The organism is Flavobacterium sp. B330r, from assembly GCF_056824325.1.
Genome location: NZ_CP124860.1, coordinates 1769194 through 1793867, shown reverse-complemented (window position 1 = coordinate 1793867; position 24674 = coordinate 1769194). Strand labels below are relative to the sequence as shown.

Below are 24674 nucleotides of genomic sequence, written 5' to 3'. Positions count from 1 at the left end.
CGCGTAAATTTTATTAATTAAGTCCCCAGACACAATTTATGTATCGTCTAAAGGGCCTAAATAAAGATCAAAACATAATGGTATCTACGAAAAAATATTTTTTATATATAATATTTTTGGTTTCGCCTATTTCGTTAACTCTATATGCACAGAATACAGCAGAACAACCTACAAAGGCTGCTGGTTCTGAGCACAGTTTAACTTTGGCTTGTAATAACCAAAAGAACAGTAATAATAGTGCTGTTATTGAAAACAGCAATTTTAATCAGTTTATAGTAGGGATGTCCAACCCCAAGGACAGCCTTACTATAGCGGCTGAGTCAAATGCATTATCTAACGATTGTGAAGAGAATTCTACACTTGCGGCTACTTCAGTTCTTGCAAAAGAAGTGATTGAAAACTACAAGTACGATTTCTCAGAAACATTCATAGATATCTTGTTTTTTGAGCGTATAGATCTAGCAAGAACACGCACTATATGATTCAAAAAATTACTTTATCTTTTTTTAAAGTTTTACTATTATTCAGCATAATCTTCTTTACTGGATCGAGTTCTTATGCGCAGTCAAAATCGATAAACCCTCAGGTTTTAGATTTTGATAGAATCTGTGCTGGACCTGGCGGTAACGAATATAATGCTACCTTTACATATAGCGGATTCCCTGCGGGAACAGTGTTTGAAGTCGAATTGTCAACTAACAATTTCGTTAATATTGTAAAAACAACTACTATTTCAGTATCAGATCCTGCCAGCAATCAAAAAAGAATAACGTTTGCTGTTCCAATAGATTTGGTAGGATCAGATACTTATAGTCTTCGAGTTTCTACAACTGGATTTTCTAGTGGTAAGTTCGTTTCATTTGGATTCAGTAATTCTTTCCCAATCTATTACAGAGCACATGATAGACAGTATACGATTAATAAATTTAATGGTAGTGCTGCTTTTTGTGCTGGAGGAAGTTTTACTTTATCTATTGATGATGTGGCTACTAATCCGGATTCACCTTTGCAATATCCTTCTTTATCATACAATTGGTTTAGAGATAATGGTGAAACTGCATTACCAACTCTTGTACAAGGCAATGGTGGAAAAGATTATAAAGTTACATCTCCAGGAGTTTACTATGCAGAAACTAATTACGGCACATGTACTTCGGGATCCTATTCAAACCGTGTTACCGTTACTTCTGCAGCTTCAGGTTCATCAGTTGTCATAGAGTCTAGTTTAGGAAATCCTTTTTGTGCTAGTGGCTCAGGAACTATTTTGACAGCTACTGCCGGAAATAGTTACGTATGGAAGAAAAATGGAACTGTAATAGTAGGAGCAACAAATCGTACGTATAGTACAAACGAATCTGGAGTTTATTCTGTTGATGTTGATTTTGGTGGATGTAAAGCAACTGGAACTATCGACTTGAAAAGTAATGGTTTTGAAGCAACTATTGATGCTCAAGATGGATACAAATTAAGCGAAGGAGAAACAGTAACGGTTACTATTACGACAGATGCTACAGATGCAACTTATGAATGGTATTTAAACGATAACTTAATTCAGAACGAAACAACAAGATCTTATGTTGTAGCTGTTAAAGGTAATTATAAAGCTAAGGTTTCTTTGGCATCTGGATGTGTTTCTAGCAAAGAATTTACATTTAGAATAAATGGAGAATCTGGCCCATCTAGTGTTATTCCAAACATTATCAAATTAAGTGGTATGAATCCGTACTGGAATATTCCAGACGAATATAAGAATGCAAATACAAAGGTAATGATCATTAGTTCAAACGGAGATATGGTTTTGGATGTAGTGAATTACCAAGGCGATTGGCCTCAAAACAATGTAGATTTTAAGAATGTAAATCCCGTTTATTACTATGTCATTCAATCCGACACAGGTGAAAAAAAAGGATCAATAACTGTTATAAAATAATATGAAGAAACTTTTACTATTCATCACGTTATTTTACGGTTTATCTAATGTACTCTATTCTCAAAACGCAAGTGAGGATGGAGTTGTTTCGTTTTCATTACCTATTAGAAATTCTTTGAAGTTCAATAGATATTTAATTAACCCGACATTCAGTTTTGTTAGAGAATCAAATCCATACGTAAGTTTCTATAACAAAAGACAATGGGTACAATTTGAGAATGCTCCGCAGACGTATTTAGCCAATTATTCAGGTCGTTTTAGAGAAAACGAAGCATTTGCAGTGGGGTTATTTCAACAAAATTACGGGCTTATGACTGTTTTTGGCGGAGTTGCCAATTTCGCTCATAACATCGTTCTTGAAGAAGATAGTAACTTAACTTTTGGTTTAAATGCGGGTATTTATCAAAGCGGACTAAATACAGGAAAAATCATATCTGATGATTCAACGATTTTAACTGGAGATTTTCCAAAAAGCACGCTTTTAACTGTAAATCCTGGGATTAATTATGGTACTGCTTTTTTAGATTTCGGATTGGCTATTAACAATTTAGTACTTTATAATTTCGGATCTGGAATGGTAAAAGAAGATCCAGAAAGAGCAATTCAATTGCACGCCATGTATACTGGATATATTGACAGTTATGGCTTTTTTGATAGAAGTAAATTCTCTGGATTGGTTAGAACAGAAATTAAAAAAGATAAAACAGTTATTTCAGGTCTAGGAATGCTTGCACTTCAACAAGGAGTTTGGGCACAAGTGGGCTATAATACATTATATGGAGTTTCTGCAGGACTTGGGGTTAATATTTCTCCAAGTATTGCTATAGAATATAATTACGAAAGAGGAATGGGTAATTTCTCTAATTTAGGTGGTTCTCATGAATTCGCTATTGCCTACAAATTCAAAAATAGAAATTACTATTACGGAGATGATGATGAAGGTTCGTTGATTGATCCTTCAAAACCAAAATCGGTACCAGCTAAACCAAAGTCAGAAGCAACTCAGGTTAACAGAACTGAAATTGCTGAAAAGAACAGATTAGCTGCAGAAGCAAAAGCAAAAGCAGATGCCGAAGCAAAACAAGCAAGACTAGCAGCAGCAGAAAAGGTTAGAGCCGACGCTGAAGCTGCAGCAAAAGCAAAATTAGAAGCAGACAATAAAGCTAAAGCAGATGCTGAAGCTGTTAAAATAAGATTAGCTGCAGAGGCAAAAGCAAAAGCAGATGCCGCAGCCGCAGCGAGAGCACAAACTGCAACAGCAAATAGAGCCGTCGCTACAACACAAAAAACACAAGCTCAATTAGCTGCTGATAAAGCAAGAGCAGATGCAGAAGAGCGTAGAATAAAATTAGCTGCAGATAACAAAGCTAGAGTAGATGCAGCAGCAGCAGCGAGAGCGCAAGCAGTAGCAAATAAACCGACTGCAACAGCTGCTCAAAAAACACAAGCTCAATTGGCTGCTGATAAAGCAAAAGCTGATGCAGAGGCTATGAAATTGAAATTGGCGGCAGATGCAAAAGCGAAAGCCGATGCAGAGGCAGCTGCTAAAGCAAAAGCCGAAACTGCAAAATCAGCTCAAGCAGAACAAAAAACAGCGGCACAATTAGCTGCTGACAAAGCTCAAGCCGATGCTGAAGCAATGAAATTGAAATTGGCTGCAGATGCAAAAGCGAAAGCAGATGCAGAAGCGGCGGCTAAGGCAAAAGCAGAAGCTGCAAAAACAGCTCCAGCGCCACAAAAAACAGCGGCACAATTGGCTGCTGATAAAGCAAGAGCAGATGCAGAAGCGGCAGCAAAAGCAAGATTAGCCGCAGCTGAAAAAGTAAAAGCAGATGCTGAGGCCGCAAGACAAGCTAGATTGGCAGCGGCAGAGAAAGCAAAAGCAGATGCTGAAACAGCAAGATTGAAATTAATTGCAGACAATAAAGCTAAAGCAGATGCTGCCGAAGCAAAACGTAAAGCAGATGCTAAAGCAAAAGCTGAAGCTGCAGACATGCAATCAATTTTAGCAGCAGATGCTAAAGCAAAAGCAGACTCAGATGCATTACAAGCAAGATTAGCTGCAGAAGCAAAAGCAAAAGCAGCTGCAGAGGCTAAAACTAAAGTTTCTATCGATGCAGCAAATAAAGCGAAACTGGCAGCTGATCAAAAAGCAAAAGCTGCTGAAGAAGCTGCACTTAAAGAAAAATTAGCTGCAGATGCAAAAGCAAAAGCAGATGAAGAAGCTAGACAAGCACTTATTGCCGCAGAAGCAAAAGCAAAAGCTGATGCAGAAGCGCTGAAAATAAAACAAGCTGAAGATGCACGCCAAGCACAATTGGCGGCAGAAGCAAAAGCGAAGGCCGATGCTGAAGCACTTCAGGCGAAACTTGTAGCAGATGCAAAAGCGAAAGCTGATGCCGAAGCTGCTGCAAAAGCGAAATTAGAAGCTGACGCAAAAGCAAAAGCCGATGCTGAAGCAGAAAAAGTAAGATTGGCTGCAGAAGCAAAAGCACAAGCTGACGCCGAAGCAGAGAAAGCAAGATTAGCAGCTGATGCAAAAGCTAAAGCAGATATGGAAGCTTTACAAGCTAAATTAATTGCAGATGCTAGAGTGAAAGCAGATGCCGAAGCAACGGCAAAAGCAAAAGCTGAAGCTGAAGCGAAAAAATTACAAGATGAAGAAAATGCTCGTCAAGCGAAATTAGCAGCAGATGCAAAAGCGAAAGCAGATGCAGAAGCTGAGAAAGCGAGATTGGCAGCAGAGGCAAAAGCAAAGGCTGACGCCGAAGCAGAAAAATCAAGATTAGCAGCCGAAGCAAAAGCGAAAGCCGATGCTGAAGCATTACAAGCTAAACAAGTAGCTGAAGAAAAAGCAAGAGTAGAAGAAGAAGCTCGTCAAGCAAAATTAGCCGCTGACGCAAAAGCAAAAGCGGATGCTGAAGCAGAGAAAGCAAGATTAGCAGCCGAAGCAAAAGCGAAAGCCGATGCCGAAGCATTACAAGCTAAACAAGTTGCTGAAGAAAAAGCTAGAGTAGAAGAAGAAGCTCGTCAAGCGAAATTGGCAGCAGATGCAAAAGCAAAAGCAGACGCAGAAGCGCTTCAAGCAAAATTGGCTGCAGATGCAAAAGCAAAAGCCGATATGGAAGCTCTTCAGGCAAAACTATTAGCTGATGCAAAAGTAAAAGCAGACGCAGAAGCAACGGCAAAAGCGAAAGCAGAAGCAGAAGCTAAAAAATTACAAGAAGAGGAAGAGGCACGTCAGGCGAAATTGGCTGCGGATGCAAAAGCGAAAGCCGATGCATTAAAAGCGCAACAAGTTGCAGAAGAAAAAGCTAGAGTTGAAGAACAAGCTCGCCAAGCGAAATTAGCAGCAGATGCTAAAGCAAAAGCAGACGCTGAAGCTCTTCAAGCAAAATTAGCTGCAGATGCGAAAGCAAAAGCGGATGCTGAGGCTCTTCAAGCGAAATTAGCTGCAGATGCAAAAGCAAAAGCAGATGCTGAAGCTCTTCAAGCAAAACTAGCTGCAGATGCGAAAGCAAAAGCAGATGCTGAGGCTCTTCAAGCAAAACTAGCTGCAGATGCGAAAGCAAAAGCTGATATGGAAGCTCTTCAAGCTAAACTTCTTGCAGATGCAAAAGCAAAAGCTGATGCAGAAGCAACAGAAAAATTGAAAGCGGAAGAAGAAACTAGACTGTTAAGAGAAGAAGAGGAGCGTCAGGCAAAATTAGCGGCGGACAAAGCTAAGGCAGATGCAGCAGCGGCGGCACTAGCAGCGAAAGCGAAAGATGATACTGGAAAAAGTATTGAAAACTTGACTCAGTCTGTAGAAAGTACAAGTAAAGTACAAACAGATTTATTAGATCAGTTTAAAGCAACTGTTGCGAATAAGCAAAAAGACTTAAATGATTTAAAAGAGGAGAATGATTTAAGTGAAAAAGGTATTTATAAAGAGCCAAAACCATTTAAGAGTGTAGCGGCAGAAAACAGTCAGATTGAAGCATTAAAAGTTCAGATTGCTGATGCAAACAACAGCATGAAAAATGAAATTGCGAAGTTGACAAATCTTTATAACGAAAGAAGTAAAAAGTTCCCTAAAGATGATCCTTTGAATAAAGCTTATCTTGAAAAGATAAACGAATTGAAAGCGGCTCAGTTAAAAATGGAACGAGAAGGTGCAGCATTAATTGCCGATTTGGAGCGTATTAAAACAGACACCGAAGTTGAGCGTAAACGTAGAATTAAGCGTGCAGCTTATGAGAATGATGAAGGACGATATGCGCAGGACGTTGCCGCTCTTAAACGAATAAAAGAGACAACAAAAGTAAGCAGCACACCACTGAAAGCAAATGATTTTGATTTTGGTGAAGAGCAGTCAAACATGCAGATTATTAAAAATATTAAAAACTCTGATAGTGGATATTACTTGATTCTTGCCGTACACAATAGTGTGCAGAAACGAGATGAGTTTTTAACGAAAGCAGTAGCTGCGGGACTTACAGATGTGAATTTCTTTTATAATGTGACAACAAGTAAATATTACATCTATTATGAAAAATACGACGGTTTACAAGAAGCTACAAAAGCTTTGGAAGCAAAAGGGAGCAAGCCATACAACGGTAGAATGGCTGTCGTAAAAATTGAGAATTAATAGAAATATATATAGATAAGATAGTCCTTCTGAGGTTCAGAAGGACATAAATAAAATGTTAAGAATGCTATGATTTATTTTTTAATGCCCCTTAAAAAATTAAAAAAAGGCCACAACAAAATGAAGACTATGAAAAAACCTACTATTTTTAAAGTATTTATTGCAGCTGTATTTCTCTTGCTCTGTGCTTCTTCCCATGCACAGGTAAGAAAAAAATTCGATCCTCGCAAAACTACTAGCCTCAATGGAGATATTTTGGTTATTGGAAACAATATCTTGAATAGGGACAATGACAAAAACAAAGAACGTCCTAACGATCCATATAACACTATTGGTCCTACTAGTAAAGTAAACGATGAACTAGTGATGAAGTATATTGACATCGATGGTGACAATAGTACTTTTAACTCAAGTTCTGCGAAATTAACAATTCCGCAAGCTAGCCAAACGTGCTATGAGATTGTTTATGCAGCGTTGTATTGGGGTGGAACTTATCAGGGTTCAAGCAGAACAGCCATTAATAAAGTCAAATTAAAAACTCCAGCAGCAAATGCCAAGTATAAAGAGGTAACAGGTACTTTAATTTGGGATGAAGGCGCTTCAGGTGTTCCAAACGCTTATGTATCTAAACCATATGCTTGTTTTGCAGATATTACAAGCGATGTTATTGCTGCTCAACAAGGATATTATACTGTTGCAGATATAACTACTTCTGAAGGAAAATTTGATGGAGGTAGAGGAGGTCAGTCTGGAGGATGGAGCATTTTTGTAATTTATAAAGACCCATTACTTCCAAATAAATATATTACAAGTTTTGATGGTTTTGGAATTATTAGAAATAGTGATGATCCATTAGATATCCCGATTTCTGGTTTTAGAACGAATCCTTTTGGGGATGTAAATGTAAAATTAGGTTTTAGTGCATTAGAAGGTGATAATAGATTAACTGGAGATGGACTTCAAATTAAAGGAGCAGGATCTACTAAATGGGGAAATATATCTTCTTTAACTAGACCTATTGCTTTATCTGGTTGGAACAATTCTATAGCTACACCGAACTTTTTTAATAGTAGTATTACAGACGGAGATGTTGTTATGATGGATCGTGAACCAAATAGTATAAATACTCTTGGTTATGATGCGGGTGTTGTAGAAGTTGACAATAACAATAATGAAATAATCAAAAACGATGAAACTAGTGCTACTCTTAGAATTAGTACTTCATCAGATTCGTATTATATGTTTTTCACTGCGATGTCAGTTGAAATTATTGCTCCTAAAATCGTATTAAAAAAGAATGCTTTAGATAAAAATGACAAGAATATTAATGGACAGCCAGTAAGTTTAAATCAGGATATTCAGTACGAAATTAACTTTAGAAATGAAGGAAATGATAATGCTAAAAATTTTACCATAACCGATGAACTTCCTAAAAATGTAATTTTTGGAGGCCTTTCGGGTATTACAATGGACTCAAGAATTACGGCAACTTATGATAATGTAACAAGAAAATTAGTATTTACAATACCCGATGCAATGGTAGTTGCAAATGGGCCGCTTACGCCATACTCAATTAAATTTAAAGTAAAAGTAGTAGATGATTGTAATGAGCTGATTGATGCTTGTGCAAACAGAATCGAAAATATTGCTTACTCTAAATATTATGGTGTAAAGAATACTACTCCAGAAGGATTTGGAGAAGGAAGTTACTCTTCGATCTCTCAGTGTAATGTTGGAGAACCAACAGCTACAAACTTTTTGGTAGGTATTCAAGATTGTTTATTTAGCAGAGATGTTTCAATATGTGGAACTGCTACATTAACTGCTGCTTTAGGATATAAAACTTATGTATGGAGAGATCCAAACGGAGTAATTTTTGGTGGAAACAATAGAACAGTTACTATTGACAAACCAGGAAAATATACAGTTAACAATAGTGGTGCAGAAAATTGCGAACCAATTCAGCAGACATTTAATGTCAAAGATTATCTTGCCGGAACAATTCAAAATCCTATTAAAGGAGATAATATTGATCCAGCAACGGGACTTGCTTTTGCCTGTGTGAGAGATAATAAACCCTTCCCGAAAATTTTCTTATGTGGACTTAACGATAAGAGGGAAATTGACACACAAATTACAGGAGCTACAAAAGTAACTTGGCAAGAGACAAAAGATGTTCCTCCAGCAAATCAACCTAATCCGGAAAGTTGTCCTTATGAAGGAGCAACGAACTGGACAACAGTTGTTGAAAACAGTACTAAATTTACTGCAGACAGAGCTGGTGTTTTCAGACTTGTTGTAAATTATGGTAATACTTGTGTGGTAACTCATTATTTTAATGTTTACCAAAACAACCTAGATCCTAAGGCTGAAAAACAAGATATAGTTTGTGACACTAAAGGAAGAATTACTGTAACTAATCCTCCTCAAAACACAGGATATGTTTATAGTTTGGATGGAACAAATTATCAGCCAGAAAGTACATTTAATAATGTACCTAAAGGAAGCTATAAAGTTCAAATTAGACAGTCTGTATTAATAGATGGTCAAATGTCAACATGTCCATTCTTTGTGGATGTAAATGTTGAAGAGCTTGTATTAACAACAGACGTTAAAGCAACTCACCCAATTTGTACAGGTGATCTAGGAACTATTAGTGCAAACATTAATGCTGTTCCTGGTCAATATAAATTTGTTCTTAGAAAAAAAGGTAGCACAGTAGAGATTCAGAACACTGGGTTAATTGATGACAACTTTACATTATTTAAAGGGGTTGAACCTGGATTGTATGAAGTTGTGATGACTACCGCTAAGAACGGATGTAGCCAAATTAAAGAAATCGAAGTATTCGATTATCGTTTGAGCGCTCAAGCAAAAGTGACTAAAAGTCTTTCTGCATGTAGCGATGGAGAGATTCAGATAACAGTTACTGGAGGAACTCCAAGACCTGGGCCACCAGCATATTATTTGTATTACATCAATGGCAGTACTGATTTTGTTACATCATCTACGCTTGTTGTAACTAAAGATAATATGCCTGCAGATGGTATTTTCAAGATTGTTGTTGTCGATTCTAAAGGATGTTCGGTTACGATACCTCCTATTACAATGACTCAAATTGCAAAACCAACAGTTACTATCAATACAAAAAACCTTACATGTTATAATGTTAACGAAGGTGAAATATCGATGACTGTTACACCAGCAAATTCTGGATATGCAGTTGCTTATAATGTAAATGGTGGTGCTTATACAACACTTCCAACAACCAATTTAAAAGCGGGTAAATACAAAGTTATCGTAAGATATACTTATGATGGTGTAGAATGTTTTGACCCTGAAAGAGAAGTAGTAATTACAGGTCCATCAGATCGATTGACGGCTTCTGGAGGTGTAGCAGAATTATCTGGTTGCGGACCAACAGATGAAAATCAAGGATTACTTAGAATAACAAATCCACAAGGAGGTGTGCCTTTCCCTGCACCAAACTTATATAGATATAGTTTCGATGATCAAAAAACTTGGATAACTAGTAACCAACAGTGGGTAGATCCTCGTGCAACACCATATACTTTATATATTAAAGATGCGGCGGGTTGTATTTTCTCTATTCCTGGTATTGTTTTAGAATCTAAACCTACAAAACCTGATTTTAAAGTTACTAATCCAGTTTACAACTGTAAAGGAGAGGGAACGTCTACAGTAACAGTAACTACTGACCCAAACACAACTTATACATATAAGTATTTTATTGGTAAACCAGATCCTGCAAACAGCGGAAGCTATATTTACACAGAAAATACAAATGTACCTTCTAATATCTTTAAAGATATTCCTGTTGGAGATTATAAAATTAAAGTTGAATATAATTTAGCTTCAGCTCCGACTTTTAGTAATTTATTGAGTGAGGATTTTGGAAACGGAGACGATACTACTTCACCTGGAATTAATAATGTTTACTGTTTTGAAAGGCAAGATGACATTGTTGATTGTAATAAATTTAATGTTTGGCACCCTTGGTTAATGAACGATGGGGAGTATACAGTTACAAAAGGTATTCTTCCTGATCACGGTCCAGATTTTGGATGGGTAATTCCAAAAGACCATACTAATGCGCCAGGCATAACAGATGGTAGATATTTGGCTATTAACATTGGTGGTGTAACAGAAGGTATTCCTGTTGGAACAATCATTTATAGTAAGCCAATTCATGATGTTATTCCAAATCAGGATGTTAAAGTTACGTTCTATGCTTTAAATTTATTAAAAAGCACAAATTTAAAAGCAGCGCCAGATTTAACAATCGAATTGAGTAAAAATGGAGTAGCAGTTCCTGGAGCTTCTATAAAAACAGCAAAAATTACTCAGAACGAGCAATGGAATAAAATAGAACTTGCAATTAATCCAGGTAATAATAAAGATCTTGATTTTGTAATTAAAACTAATATTGCAATTGTTGATGGTAGTGATTTGGCTATTGATGATATTTTAGTTTATCAATTACCAAAATCATGTTTATCTGCTGAAATTTTAAACTTAAAGGTAGATGCAGGAAAAGCATTCTCTGCAGAAGTTATAGGCGTTAACGGTATTAAATGTAAAGGAGATAAAAACGGTACTTTTAGTATAGTTGCTAAAAACTTTGATCCAGCAACTGGATTCTATTATACTTTAAATGGAAGCGCGACTAATCCAACATGGGTTAATTCAATGACTTCTCCTGTTGATTTTAATGATAAAGGTGAAGGAGTTTATGATATTAGAGTTCGTTATGCAAATGATGCGACTTCTTGTAACTTCACTATTCCAACTGAAATTAAATCACCACCAGCACTTGTAGTAACTGCAGCTGCAACAGCAGCAACGTGTAAAGGTGCGACAGTAACGGCAAACGTTGTTGGAGGAACTCCAGATTATGTTGTTACACTTAAAGATAAAAATTCACCATTCACCAAGACATTCCCAACAACTGACTGGAAATTAACAGAAATTCCAGCAGGGACTTATATTATTTCAGGTACTGATGCGAACGGATGTACTGATGACATGGATACAGAATTAGTTATTGATAAAGCTCCTTTACCAGTAGCAACCATAGTATCTAATGTAGGATTGTGTTTTGATGGTAGCAATGCTACAATTAGAGTTAATATTTCTGGAGGTCTTAAGCCTTACAGTTATCAAGTAAGTACAGACGGAGGTTTAACATATGGACCTTCAAGTGCTACTTTTGACGGACCTACTTTTGATTATATAGCAACTGCAACAGGAACATACCAATTCTTGATTACAGATGCTAATAGTTGTGGTGCTACTACAGCAAATCAAACAATCAATGATAAAATTACTGCCGACGCTGATATTACAAAAGCATTAAGCTGTCTTACAGGTAATGCAAATGCAACAATAGAAGTTGAAATTAAGGGAGGAACTAGTCCTTATACTTATACAGTAAAAAAGAAAGGAACTACTAACATTTTATATACTAGTGGCGCTATACCAGGACCTTTATTTACTTATTCTGCTTCAACTGCTGGAATTTATGTTTTTGATATTAAAGATGCAAATAACTGTCCGTTCTCTGTAGAAAAAGAAGTATTGTCACTTGTTCCAGTTACAGCTTCAGAGAAGGTAGAAAACGTAACTTGTTACGATGCTAAAAATGGATATGTTGACATTACACCATTAACAGGTGTTGCACCATTTTCATATGACTTTAACGGTGAAGGAGTATTTACAGATAAAACACATTATGATGGTTTGATTGGTTCTGTTGCAGGGACGACTTACAATTATATTGTAAAAGATGCTCAAGGTTGTACTGCAAATTATTCATTCAAAGTTTTCCAACCAGAAGACATTGATCTTAAAGCATCTATTACAACACCATATACTTGTATTGGAGGTGCAACAATTACTGCATCTGCAACAAAAGGAAACGGAGGTTTTACTTTCGTATTGAAAAATAAAACCACAAACACTACAATCGCTAGTAATACTACTGGATTATTCCCAGATTTAACTATTGCTGGTGATTATGAAGTAACAGTTACAGATAGTAAAAATTGTTCTAAAACAATTGCTGCAGGAACAATTACAGCATTGAATCCTCCGAAAGGAATGACAATTCAAAACTCTCTAGTAACTTGTCCAACAAATACGGCAACTGTAACAATTACTAATGTTGTTGATGCTTCTAATGTTGCAGTACCAACAGCAGGTTTAGAATATAGAATAAAAGCACCAACAGCAACTGCATTTCAGCCAAGCAATACATTTACTGGATTAGCTGCAGGTGTAATCTATACATTTGAAGTAAGAGATGCTAATAAATGTCTTTTTGAGAAATCTCACGAGATTAAAGCATTAGATGTCTTTACAGTTTCAGTAAAATCTAAAACGGATGTAACTTGTTCTGGAGCAATAAACGGTACAGCAATCTTTACTGTTTCTGGATTGGGTAACATTGTAAGATATAACTACAAAGTTGATGCTTTGGCACCAGTTACAGGGTTAATATCTCCTGCAGGAGGATCTTCATTTGATATTTCTGTAACAGGATTAAGTGCAGGAACTCATAAAATTATAGTAACTAATGTTGATACAGCTTGTTTTGAGGAACAAGATGTTATAATTGATGCACCAACGGCTCTATTAGAATTAAATCCAGAAGTTGTAACAGATGTTACTTGCGATAATAAAGGTACAGCAACAATCAATGCAATTGGAGGATGGGGAAGTTATGAATACACTATAACTCCAAAAGTACCAGCAGGACCTGCGATTACACAAAAAACAAATTTATTTTCTAATTTAAATGCTGGAACATATGATGTTTTAGTAAAAGATTTAAATGGTTGCGAAGTAACAGGTGACTTTGTTATCGGTACTGTATCGCCACCTACTGCATCAATTGATGCAACAACAGATTTATGTGCGGGCGGAACTGGAGCTACAATTGTTGTTTCTCCAAATGCTGCAACAAATTATACATATAGTCTAAATGGAGGTACACCTAAAAACACGGGAACTTTTACAGGATTAGTTCCTGGTGAATATATTGTTACAGTAAAAGATATTTCTACAGGTTGTTCAATAGACTTAACTAAACAAGTAGTTGCTGAACCAGTAGTAGTTACAGACCATAAAATCACTAAAAAATTAGACTGTAGCACAAGTGGAGATGCTGTGATAGAGGTTACAATTGGTAGCGGATATCCAGATTACAGATATAGAGTGAATGCTAATGGAGCAGGTTTCCCAGCGACTTATACAGCACTTGGAATCGGTGTAACAACATTCACATATCCTGCATCTGTTGCTGGTTCTTATGAGTTTGAAATTTTAGATAGCAAAGGTTGTAAAACAAGTTTTACGGAAAATGTTGCTACTAAAGTGACGCCTGATTTTACAACAGACATCATCGATGTTAAATGTTTTGGAGAATCTACAGGAAAAATTACTGTAACTGCAACTCCAGCTTCTGGAACTTATGAATACAGTAAAAATAATGGAGGTACTTGGCAGTCGTCTAACGAATTTACAGGATTAGCAGCGACTACTTACGATATCGTAGTTAGAGATATTAATACGAAATGTTTTGTTTCTAAACCAGTGACTGTTAATGGTCCAGCAGCTATATTTGAAGCTGATGCACAAGTTACAACAGATCTAAAATGTGGAACAAACAATGCTTCTCAAGCAGCTATTATAACAGTTACTGCTTCAGGAGGTACACCTTATACAAGTGCAAATAAATACAGATATACTTATGATACTGGAAATCCAGTGACATCAATAAGTTTAACAAATTCAAATACATTTACAATTAATGCTCCTGGTCTTGTAAATATTACTGTTACAGATGCAAATGGCTGTACAGTAGCAACATCGGCAACAGTTGCGCCATTAACTCCTCCAACAGCTATAGCTTTTTCAGCTCCAGCTATTACTTGTGAGGCAACTAAATTGACATCAGATTTATTAGTTACAGTTACTGGCGGTAAATTACCATTGAAATATGAAATTACTAGTTATGTTGCCGCAGTTGCGCCAGCAGTACAAGTAACAACTCAAAATTCTAATACTTATACTTTTGCAGGCTTAGTTTCTGGAACGTATAATTTCACTATTACAGATGATAACGGATGTACAAAAACCGGAACAGCAGTAATAGACCCTGTAACTCCAATTTTGGAATCAGGTAAAATTGATGCAAGCGTATCTTGTCATGATTTGTCTGATGGTAGACTTATTTTTACAGTTTCTGGAAATACTAACGGAACTACAGGTTATACTTATAGCTTAGTAGGAGTTACTAATGGTGCAATTACTACTGGTATTTCTAAATCAGGAGATGTAATTACCTATTCAGGATTAAAAGCAGATTCTTACACATTTAGTGTTACAAACAACCAGACAAAATGTGAGGCTCATGAAACGATCTTATTAGCAAACCCTGCTGCAGTTACAATTGTAAGCGCAACTGGACCTAAAGTATTTTGTGATAGAAATGATACAACTATAACTGTAACTGCTAGTGGAGGTACAGGTACATTGTATTATGCCGTAGTTAAGGCAGGTTCTACAGCGCCGACTTATCCAGCGGATTATACTACTTCTAAAACTTTCCCTAAAAACACTCTTGTTGACGGATTGGATTATGATGTGTATGTAAGAGATTCTAAAGGATGTCCAGCTCAAACGACTGCTCAGATTGTTAGAGATGTAAAACCAACAGTTAATCCAATAGCAGTAGCTCCTTGTTACTCAGGTAGTAATATTACAATTACCATCTCTGGAAGTGTTTTTGCAGGTTCAGGAATTTTTTATGGAATAGACGGTAATTATAGCACAAATGCAAACAAAACGATTACTGGTCCAGGTACATATAAATTAACGGTTAAAGATGATAACGGATGTATCTCTGATGCTTTTGATTTAGTTATTACAGATCAATTAAAGCTTACAGTTACACCAATTAAAGATGTAACATGTACTGTAATTCCTCCATTCACAAAAATCGATGCAAAAGTTACTTTGAATGCTGTAGGTGGAGATAATACTTATGTTTATGAATTTAAAGAAGGAACAACAGGAACTTATGCTGCTATAGTTCCAGCAGGAAATGTATTTGAAACTACGGCGCCTGGAAGTTATTATTTTAGAGTTACGTCTGCAGGATGTTCAGCAGAATCTACTGTTCCATTCGTAGTGACTAACCCTACAAAACCAACTGCAAATGCAGATATTACAAACCTAAGTTGTTTCCAATCTGCTGATGGTACTGTAACAATTGTTCCAACTTCTGGTGTAGCTCCGTTTAAATATAGTTTTAATGGAGGTCCATTAACAGATAATCCTACATTCTCAAATTTAGCGGCTTCTACAGGTCTAGGATATCCATATACTATAACTGATGCTAAAGGTTGTACTTCTGATGTAGCTTATGCTATTGTGACAGAACCAGGTCAAATACAGTTTTCATATACTACTGTTGACATGTTATGTCCTGGCCCATCTTTAGGTTCTATTACGGTTAGTACAGTTACTAATGGAGTTGGTCCTTTCACATATGAATTAAGAAATGCTGTTACAGGTAGTATTATTGTAACAGGTCAAAATGGAATTACACCATATACTTTCCAAAATTTAAGTTATGGAGATTTTGTATTGACAGTTTCTGATGTTAATGGTTGTAGTAATTTTAGAGATGATGTTAAAATTGTTGCTCCGCCAAATGAATTAGATATTGATTTAACAACACCAATTACAACTTGTGCAGATGGTGCAACAGTTATTGTTGAAGTTAAACCGCTAGTTATTCCGGCAACCCCACTTTATGAATTTGGTATTTATAATTTACCAGTGGCGCCATTTTCAACAGATTTGTTGCCTCCTGATCCAGGTTTCCCAATGAGACACACTTTCAAAGGATTAACACCTGGAGTTACTTATACTTTTGTGGTATATGATCCAACAACAAACTGTTATTATTTTGAAAAAGCAGCAGGCCCAATTGATCCGTTAACATCTTTAACAAGTGTTGCGACGACTATTCCTGTAGCTTGTAAAGGAACTAAAACAGGTGGTGTATCTATCAGTTTAAGTAATACAACAGCAACTCAGGTGAATTACGAAATATTTGTTGATCAATCTGATGTTACTACAGGAATTAGCGGTGTTATACCAATGCCGACTACAGTACCATTTAAAGTTTTAGGACTTTCTCCTGGTACATATTATGTTAAATTTACAGAGGTAGATGGTTCAACTTTAGGTTGTACATCATCATCACTTCCTTTTGTTGTAACAGAGTCAGCGGTTGATCTTACAGTAAGTGCAAGATCTCCAAAAAATGACAATTGTAAAAACGATGCAGGACAAGTAGTTGCAACTCCAAATGGAGGAACAGGTCCGTTCAAATATATTATTAATAAATCTGCTGTACCACCATTAGTAACTGATGCATGGGGTGCAGATAATGAGAATGTATTTAATGTAGAATCAGGTTCTTACTACGTTTGGGTTAAAGATGCTTACGACTGTATCAAATCTACGACTGTAAATGTTATTTTAGATCCAGCTCCAGCAATTGATAATTTGGCTATTGTAAACAAATGTGCTGCTGAAGGTGCGTTTGAAGTTACAGTTTCAATGACAACTAATGGTATTGCTCCTTATTACATTAGTGTAAATGGAGGTGATTGGACTGAAATTAAAGATGCAGTTCCTTTCCCTTACACAATTAAAGGATTAAGCTCTGGTCCAGTAAACGTGATTGTAAAAGATTTTAACGATTGTCAGGATGCAGATAATATTACCATTACAGAAACACCTATTGCAAGTGCGCAAGTAACAAAACAATTAGATTGTTCTGTATCCGGAAATGCTGTAGCTAATGCTACCATAACGGTGAAAATTGAAAAAGGTACTCTACCTTATGCTTCGTACGAAGTTAAGAAAGGCATAGCAGGTACATATACTGCATTTACGCCAACAATTAATACAGTAGCAGGAGTAACAACGTTTACTTACACTGTTACTGAAGCTAATGCTGATGTATATCAATTTAGAATTACAGATGCAAATGCTTGTCCGATAGAAACTACTTCGGTTACTGTTGAAGCAATTGTTCCAATCGATCCAGATTACGTGCCAATTGAGCCTTTATGTCATGGAGGAAATGGTACTATAGAAGTATCTGCAAAAGGAGGAAAAGGTCCTTATACATATAACTTTAATGGATTAGGATTCTCTAAAACAACATTATATACCGTTGCAGCAGGAACTTATTCATTCATTGTAAAAGATGATTTAGGATGTGAACAGGCTGGTACAGCAATTCTTGGTGAACCAGATGAAGTTGTTGCAGGAATTCCTAACGTTACGCCACTTTCTTGTGGAGTTGGAAATCTTCCTCAATCAGCGACAGTTATATTATCAGCTACTGGTGGATCAGGTAAATATACTTATAGTTTCAACAATGGTGATTTTACTCCAGATCCGAAATTTACAGTAGCAGACAAAAATGGAGCTGATCAGTTAGGTATTCCATTTGTTGTAATGGATGAAAATGGATGTAAGGATAGTGGTACAATAGATATTCACAAATTAACTCCTCCTACTGGTTTTGATTTTGATCCATATGCTGCAATTACTTGTGATGATGCTACTACAACTGTTACTATTTCAGGTGTTTTAGGTGGCTCAGGCGCATTAACATACCAAATCATTTCTCCAGCATTAGTTGAGAATTTTAATAGTCCAGTATTTGCAGGATTATTACCAGATGTTGAGTACGTGTTCCAAGTAACAGATGAAAACAAATGTACTGTTCAAAAAAATCTTAAGATTGCTAATGTTGTCAATATTGATATTGTAGAACAATCTAAAGAAGGAATTACTTGTGCTAGTGCAACTGATGGAAAAGCGACTTTCTATGTGTCTAAATATGATACAGGTGCAAAAACGTATCACTATGAAGTAGATGGTATAGCAGTTCCAGGTAATCATTCTAATCCTGTAATCAATCTTATTAATTTGACAGCAGGAGCACATACTATTGAAGTATTCGACAATGAAACGAAATGTCGCAAATTAATCAACTTTACTATCGCGGCTCCACCAGCAGCTTTAGTTTTAGCTGCACCTGTAGTTACACCATTAGGTTGTAAAACTTTTGGAGCAGTTACTCTAACAGCAAATGGCGGATGGGGTGATTATACATTTACGTTAACACAACCAGATAATACTACGATAACGAATAAAGATGGTGTTTTCAAAAACCTTATTCAACCAGGAACGTATGATATTGAGGTAAAAGATGCTAACAATTGTACAGATAAAGTAACAGATTCATTCGAATTGCTTGTTGCTCCTCAACCAACGTTAGATATTGCAACGACGTCTGATTACTGTTATTACAATACAGATTCAACTACTTTAGAAATTACTGCGTCGACTACATCGACTTTCCCAGTTACTTTTGAGTATTCTATTGATAACGGTGAAACTTGGCATGGAACAAATAAGTTCGAGAAATTAACTCCGAAAACTTATTTGATCAAGGTTAGAGACAACTATGGTTGTGAATCTGCTACGACAACTACTGTTATTAAACCACAGCTTTTTGCTTCGGTTAAAAACACGAAAGAAATTTTCTGTAATAATGTTGACGGATCAATTAGAATTAGCGCTATTGGCGGTTACCCAGATTATAGCTATACAGTAGCTATTAATGGAGGATTACCTTCTGCAAAAATTCCATTCGGATCAGGTTTCAACTATGCTGATTATGCGGTTGATTCAGCAACTCCAGGAAATTATATATTTACAGTATATGATGCACATGACTGTGCTTACCCAATTGAAGTAATCGAAATGACTGCTCCAACTCCGGTTGCATATACTGCAACACCAACTGCACCATATTGTGCAGGAGGTCAAGGAAATATGGCTAATGGAACAATCTTGTTTGAATTAGCTCCAAATAGCAATAATCCGAAGTATTACTATAGCATCCAGCTTACATCTGCTCCAGGTGGTCTATTAATTACACAAGAGACGCCTTTATTTACAGGTTTAGTTGCTGGTACTTATGCAGTAAATGTTACTTCTGGAAGAAATTGTGACGCTCCTGATACGGTTGTTATAAATAGCCCTTCATTAGTGGTTGCTACTGCTACACCGGGTAACTTTACTTGTGCAACTCCACAGAATACGTTAAATGCAACTGTAGTTACGGTTACAGGTGCAGGAGGTGCAGGTGATTACTTGTATAGCCAAGATGGGGTGAATTGGAGAAAATCGAATTTATTTGATGTGATTGACAACCAAACAGTACAAACTTTGACATACTATGTTAAAGATGCTAATGGATGTATTGATAGTGATCAGATCACGGTAAATCCATTCCCGAAATTACAGCCTCCAACGTTAACAAGAGTAACACAAATTGCTTGTAATAATGCTGGTGAAGTAATTAATGTTGTAATTAATGGTGGTTCAACTCCACATAATTTTGAATATCAGGTTTCTGTAGATGGTGGAGCATTTGGTCTTCCGACTATCCCAGTTACAGGTAATTCATTCCAGTATACAGCTCCGGCAGCGGGTCATTTCTATCAGTTCCAAATAACAGATAAAAATACGTTCTGTTCAATTATATCAGCTGCTTACGAAGTGCCAGTGTACAATATAGCGAAAGTGGTTGCAAATGCATCTGCAGATGTTACTTGTAACGGTCTAAGCAATGGTGAAATAACAATCAACATTGTTGATTACAAAGGACCTTATACTTATAAAGTATTTAATAATAATGTAGAGATTACTGCAGCAGCAGGATCTGCAGATTCTGCAACAGCAAACCCATTTGTAATTCCTTACGGATTCAATGCAAGTGATAAATACACTGTTGAAATTACAGAAACAGCTTATCCATTCTGTACAGTAACTTCAAATGAGTTTAAAATACTTCATCCACCAGTTCTTGATTTAAGCAATTTAATTGTTGCGGTGAAAAATCAAAATTGTAACAATAAAGGTGCTGAACTTACTATAGATGAAACTCAAATTGTTGGTGGTGTAGGAGGATATACTTATGCTTTTGTTCCAGCAGGAACTGTACCGACAGATGCTCAATACCAAACATTAAAAACTAAAGTGATTGCGACTACTAAAATAGCGCCATTGTTTGATGCGATTGATGTTTACGTAAAAGACAGAAACGGATGTCCTAAGTTTGTAACGGTACATATTTCTGTAGATCCGTTACCAACGATTACTAGAGTAGAAGTAGCAAGCCAATGTGCAAGCACTACAGGTTATAGAATTGATGTAGTTGCAAGTGGAATAGGTCAATTGAAATATAGTTTAGACGGAAAACAATTCCAGACTGATAATTACTTTATTGTAAATACACCTGGAGATTACACTGTTACTGTACAAGACGCAAACCAATGTACTACAACTGCAACAACGCCAGTTCATATTTTAGATCCTCTTACTTTAAGTGCGAAGATCACGACATTGTCAACTTGTTTTGATGCAAATGGAATAATTACCCTAACAGCTAAAGGAGGAACAGTATCGTCTCCAAGCTACTTGTATACAATGAACAATTGGGGCACTTCAACTACAGATCCAGTATTTAGAAATTTAGCACCTGGAAAGTATACTTTTAGAGTAAGAGATATTGCGACAGGATGTGAGGCAGAAGTAAAAGAGGAGATTTTTATCCCTACACTGATTAAAGATGTTGTTGCAACACCAACAAACGTATCTTGTAACGGTTATTCTGATGGTAGAATCACAGTAACAATTGGAGCATCAAACGATAATCCTATTTATAAATACAGCCTTACTGGTCCAGAAATTAGACCAGCTCAAGAATCTCCTATTTTCAATGATTTACCATATGGTGATTATGTTGTAACAGTAATTTCAGGAAGAGGATGTACTGAAACTGCTAGAGTAACTGTAGGTCAACCACCGGTTATTGTAGTTGATAAGCCAGTAGTTACGCAATACCTTTGTTCAGTAGGAACAAACAGTGCAGTTAATGCAACAATTACTGTAGCTCCGGGTTCTGTGCGTGGTGGTTCAGGGACTTACATTAGATATCAATTTATGAGAGATAATGTTCAAGTTCAAAACGATGATAGAAACACTTTTACTGAATATGATTATTTAGGTGGTGAGTATATCGTGAATGTATTTGATTCTAAGGGATGTCAAGGAGGTTATGCTAGCGTAACAGTTGATCCTTACATTGGTATTGCTGATCTTAAAATAGATGTAACACCAATTAACTGTAGAGATAAAGAAACTGTTCAAGTAACAGCAATTGCTACTACGGGAACATTGCCAACATTATCTTATACAATACAAGGTATTGATGGAACAGCATTCCCATTAACATCTAGTCCAACAGGATTATTTGCAGGATTGATAGTTGGTAATTATAAAATTATAGTAACCAATACAGTAACAGGATGTTCTGTTGAAAGATACCACAGAGTTAACGAACCAAATACATTTAAGTTTGTTGCTTCAAATATCAAGAACATCACTTGTTATGCAGATTCTGATGGTGAAATTACATTGACTTTAGTTGATAATATTATACCAGACGACGATGCAGGAATATTTACATATGTAATTACTCATGTTGACTCAGGAGATGTTATAACTGATGTGAGCACATCAACTAGTATAAACTTAAAAGGTCTGAAAAGAGGAGAATATACTGTTGTTGCTAATTTAAATGGTAGACCATTCTGTGAGGTTACTACTAAATTTACTATCCAAGGCCCTAATGCGGCATTAGAAATTGCAGTTTCAAAACAAGAAATTACTTGTGCGGCAGGATCTAAAGATGGTGAAATTATAGCTACTGCAACAGGCGGATGGGATGGTGAATATTTATACAAATTAGATGGGCCAGTTTCAGCGGTTTATTCTACTAATAATCACTTTACTGATCTAACTCCAGGAGTTTATACAGTAACTGTAAAAGATGTGAACAATTGTGAAGATTCTGATACTGTTACATTGTCAATTCCTACTCCAATTGCAATAAACATTAGCGCAACGCCAATGCTTACTTGTTTTGATAATGAAAATGGAGTTGTAACTATTAATACAGTTACAGGTGGTTCAGGAAATTACACTTATACACTTCACGGTGTATTAGCTGATGGTACAGTTATTACTGCACAATCTCAAGGAACTACACAATTTACAGATCTTAAAGCAGGAACATATTATGTGACTGCAAATGATACTTGGAATTGTACAAATGATTCTAATAAAGTAACGATTGATCAGCCAGAGATTGTGAATGCTACATTAGAAATCGAGACAACAGAAACTTGTGAGGTGCTTCCAGTTATTAAGTTGAGAGCGACAGGTGGTCAAGGACCGTACATGTACAGTGCTGATGGAATTAACTTCACAGGGCCTTTCGCTTCAGAAGTTTCAATTCAATTGCCAGCAACTACTGCAAGAACTGAATACAAGTATTTTGTAAAAGATGTTAATGGTTGTAGAAGTTTTGTATCTAACACTACAGAGTTCTTACCGGTTCCAGAATTAGGATTCGAGAAATCTAGTGAGATCGATATTAAATGTAAAGGTGGAGCAACAGGTTCTATTACGGTAGTAGCAAAAGGAGGTTTAGGTAACTATACTTACACTTTACAAGATGCTGCAGGAAATGATATTGTTCCAGCTCCAGCGCAAGTTATTCCTGGTGTCTTTACAGAATTGCCAATTGGTAAGTATATTGTAAAATTAACTAGTTCAGATTGTAAAACGGTATCAACATTGTTCGAGTTAACAGAGCCGGAAACATCATTAACAGCAGATGCAATTGCTACGCCTTTAACATGTAACGGTTATAACAATGGTAAAATCACTGTAAATGCTCAAGGAGGAGTAGGAAAATATAAATATGCAATTGAACCAGAATTTAAACAGTTCTTTGACAAAAATGTATTCGAAAACTTAAAACCTGGTTTCTATGATATCTTAGTTCAAGATGAAAACAATTGTTATGTATTCATTAAAGATGTAGAAGTAAAAGAACCAGACCCAATAGTAATCAGTGAGATTGTAGCTTCTAGAGAAGAAGAACATTGCGCAGGTGAAAAAGATGGAGTATTTGAAATCGAAGTTATCGGAGGAACAATGCCTTATAGCTATAGTTTAGATAATCAAAACGGACCGTTTACGTTAGGAGATCCTACGCAAACTAATTTTAGATTTAATAATCTTGAAGGTAAAACGCATGTAGTTTATATATTAGATGCTAACAAATGTTCTCAAGAAATTACGATCGATATGGCTCCGCCAGTAACACTTGATCCACGTGTAGAAGTAACTTATGATTGTGTGAACAATGCTCAAGCAAACATGGTTATAGTTACAATAGATCCGTCAAATACAGATCCAACACAAGTAACTTATTCTCTTGATAATAATGGAACATTCCAAACAAGTAATATATTTACAAATGTTTCGGCTGGACCTCATTTCATGGTAGTAAAACATTCAAATGGATGTGAATTGACAACTGACTTATTTGAGGTAGCAGCTGTTGATCCAGTAAGTTTAATTGACGTTACAAACCAAAGTAAAGACATCAACACAATTGTTGTAAAAGCTTCTGGAGGAGTTGCTCCTTACGAGTACAGCTTCAATGGTGAATCATTCTCATCATCTAATAGCTATAGAATCTACAAATCGGGTGATTATGTAGTGATCGTAAGAGACAAAAATGGTTGTGAGGCAACAATAACAGTTCAGGGTACATTCTATGACTTCTGTCTGCCAAACTACTTCACTCCAAACGGTGACGGACAAAATGATACTATTGGTCCAGATTGTGGTGCATTAGCATACAAAGAGTTAACTTTCGATATTTATGATAGATATGGTAGAGTAGTAGCGAAATACCACGTAGGTCAAAAATGGGATGGTAGATATCATGGAAACGAATTACCAACGGGTGATTACTGGTATGTTCTTAAATTAAATGATCCTAAAGATCCAAGAGAATTTGTCGGACATTTCACTTTATACAGATAACAAAATTATAGCCCCAATGATGTT

General features: G+C 36.2%; 4 protein-coding genes. All 4 read left to right on the top strand.

The annotated features are described in order from the left end of the window. Nucleotides 1–77 precede the first annotated feature (77 nt). The 4 genes from QLQ95_RS08130 (at nucleotide 78) to QLQ95_RS08115 (ending at nucleotide 24650) form a co-directional block, all read left to right on the top strand. Nucleotides 78–482 carry a hypothetical protein gene (locus tag QLQ95_RS08130; RefSeq protein ID WP_253251832.1) on the top strand — a complete coding sequence of 135 codons (405 nt, stop codon included), beginning with the start codon at nucleotides 78–80 and terminating at the stop codon, nucleotides 480–482. Next, the gene (gene sprC, locus QLQ95_RS08125; protein WP_482503362.1) at nucleotides 479–1930 is read left to right on the top strand and encodes a gliding motility protein SprC; all 1452 of its coding nucleotides are present in this window, start codon (nucleotides 479–481) and stop codon (nucleotides 1928–1930) included. Before QLQ95_RS08130 ends, sprC begins: the two co-directional genes overlap by 4 nt. Before the next feature lies 1 nt (nucleotide 1931). Further along, entirely contained in the window at nucleotides 1932–6560 is a 4629-nt protein-coding gene (locus QLQ95_RS08120) for a PorP/SprF family type IX secretion system membrane protein (protein ID WP_482503360.1), read from the top strand. A 129-nt stretch (nucleotides 6561–6689) separates the two neighbouring features. After that, nucleotides 6690–24650, top strand: a complete 17961-nt coding sequence (locus tag QLQ95_RS08115; RefSeq protein ID WP_482503358.1) for a T9SS type B sorting domain-containing protein — start codon at nucleotides 6690–6692, stop codon at nucleotides 24648–24650. The last annotated feature ends 24 nt before the right edge of the window (nucleotides 24651–24674 follow it).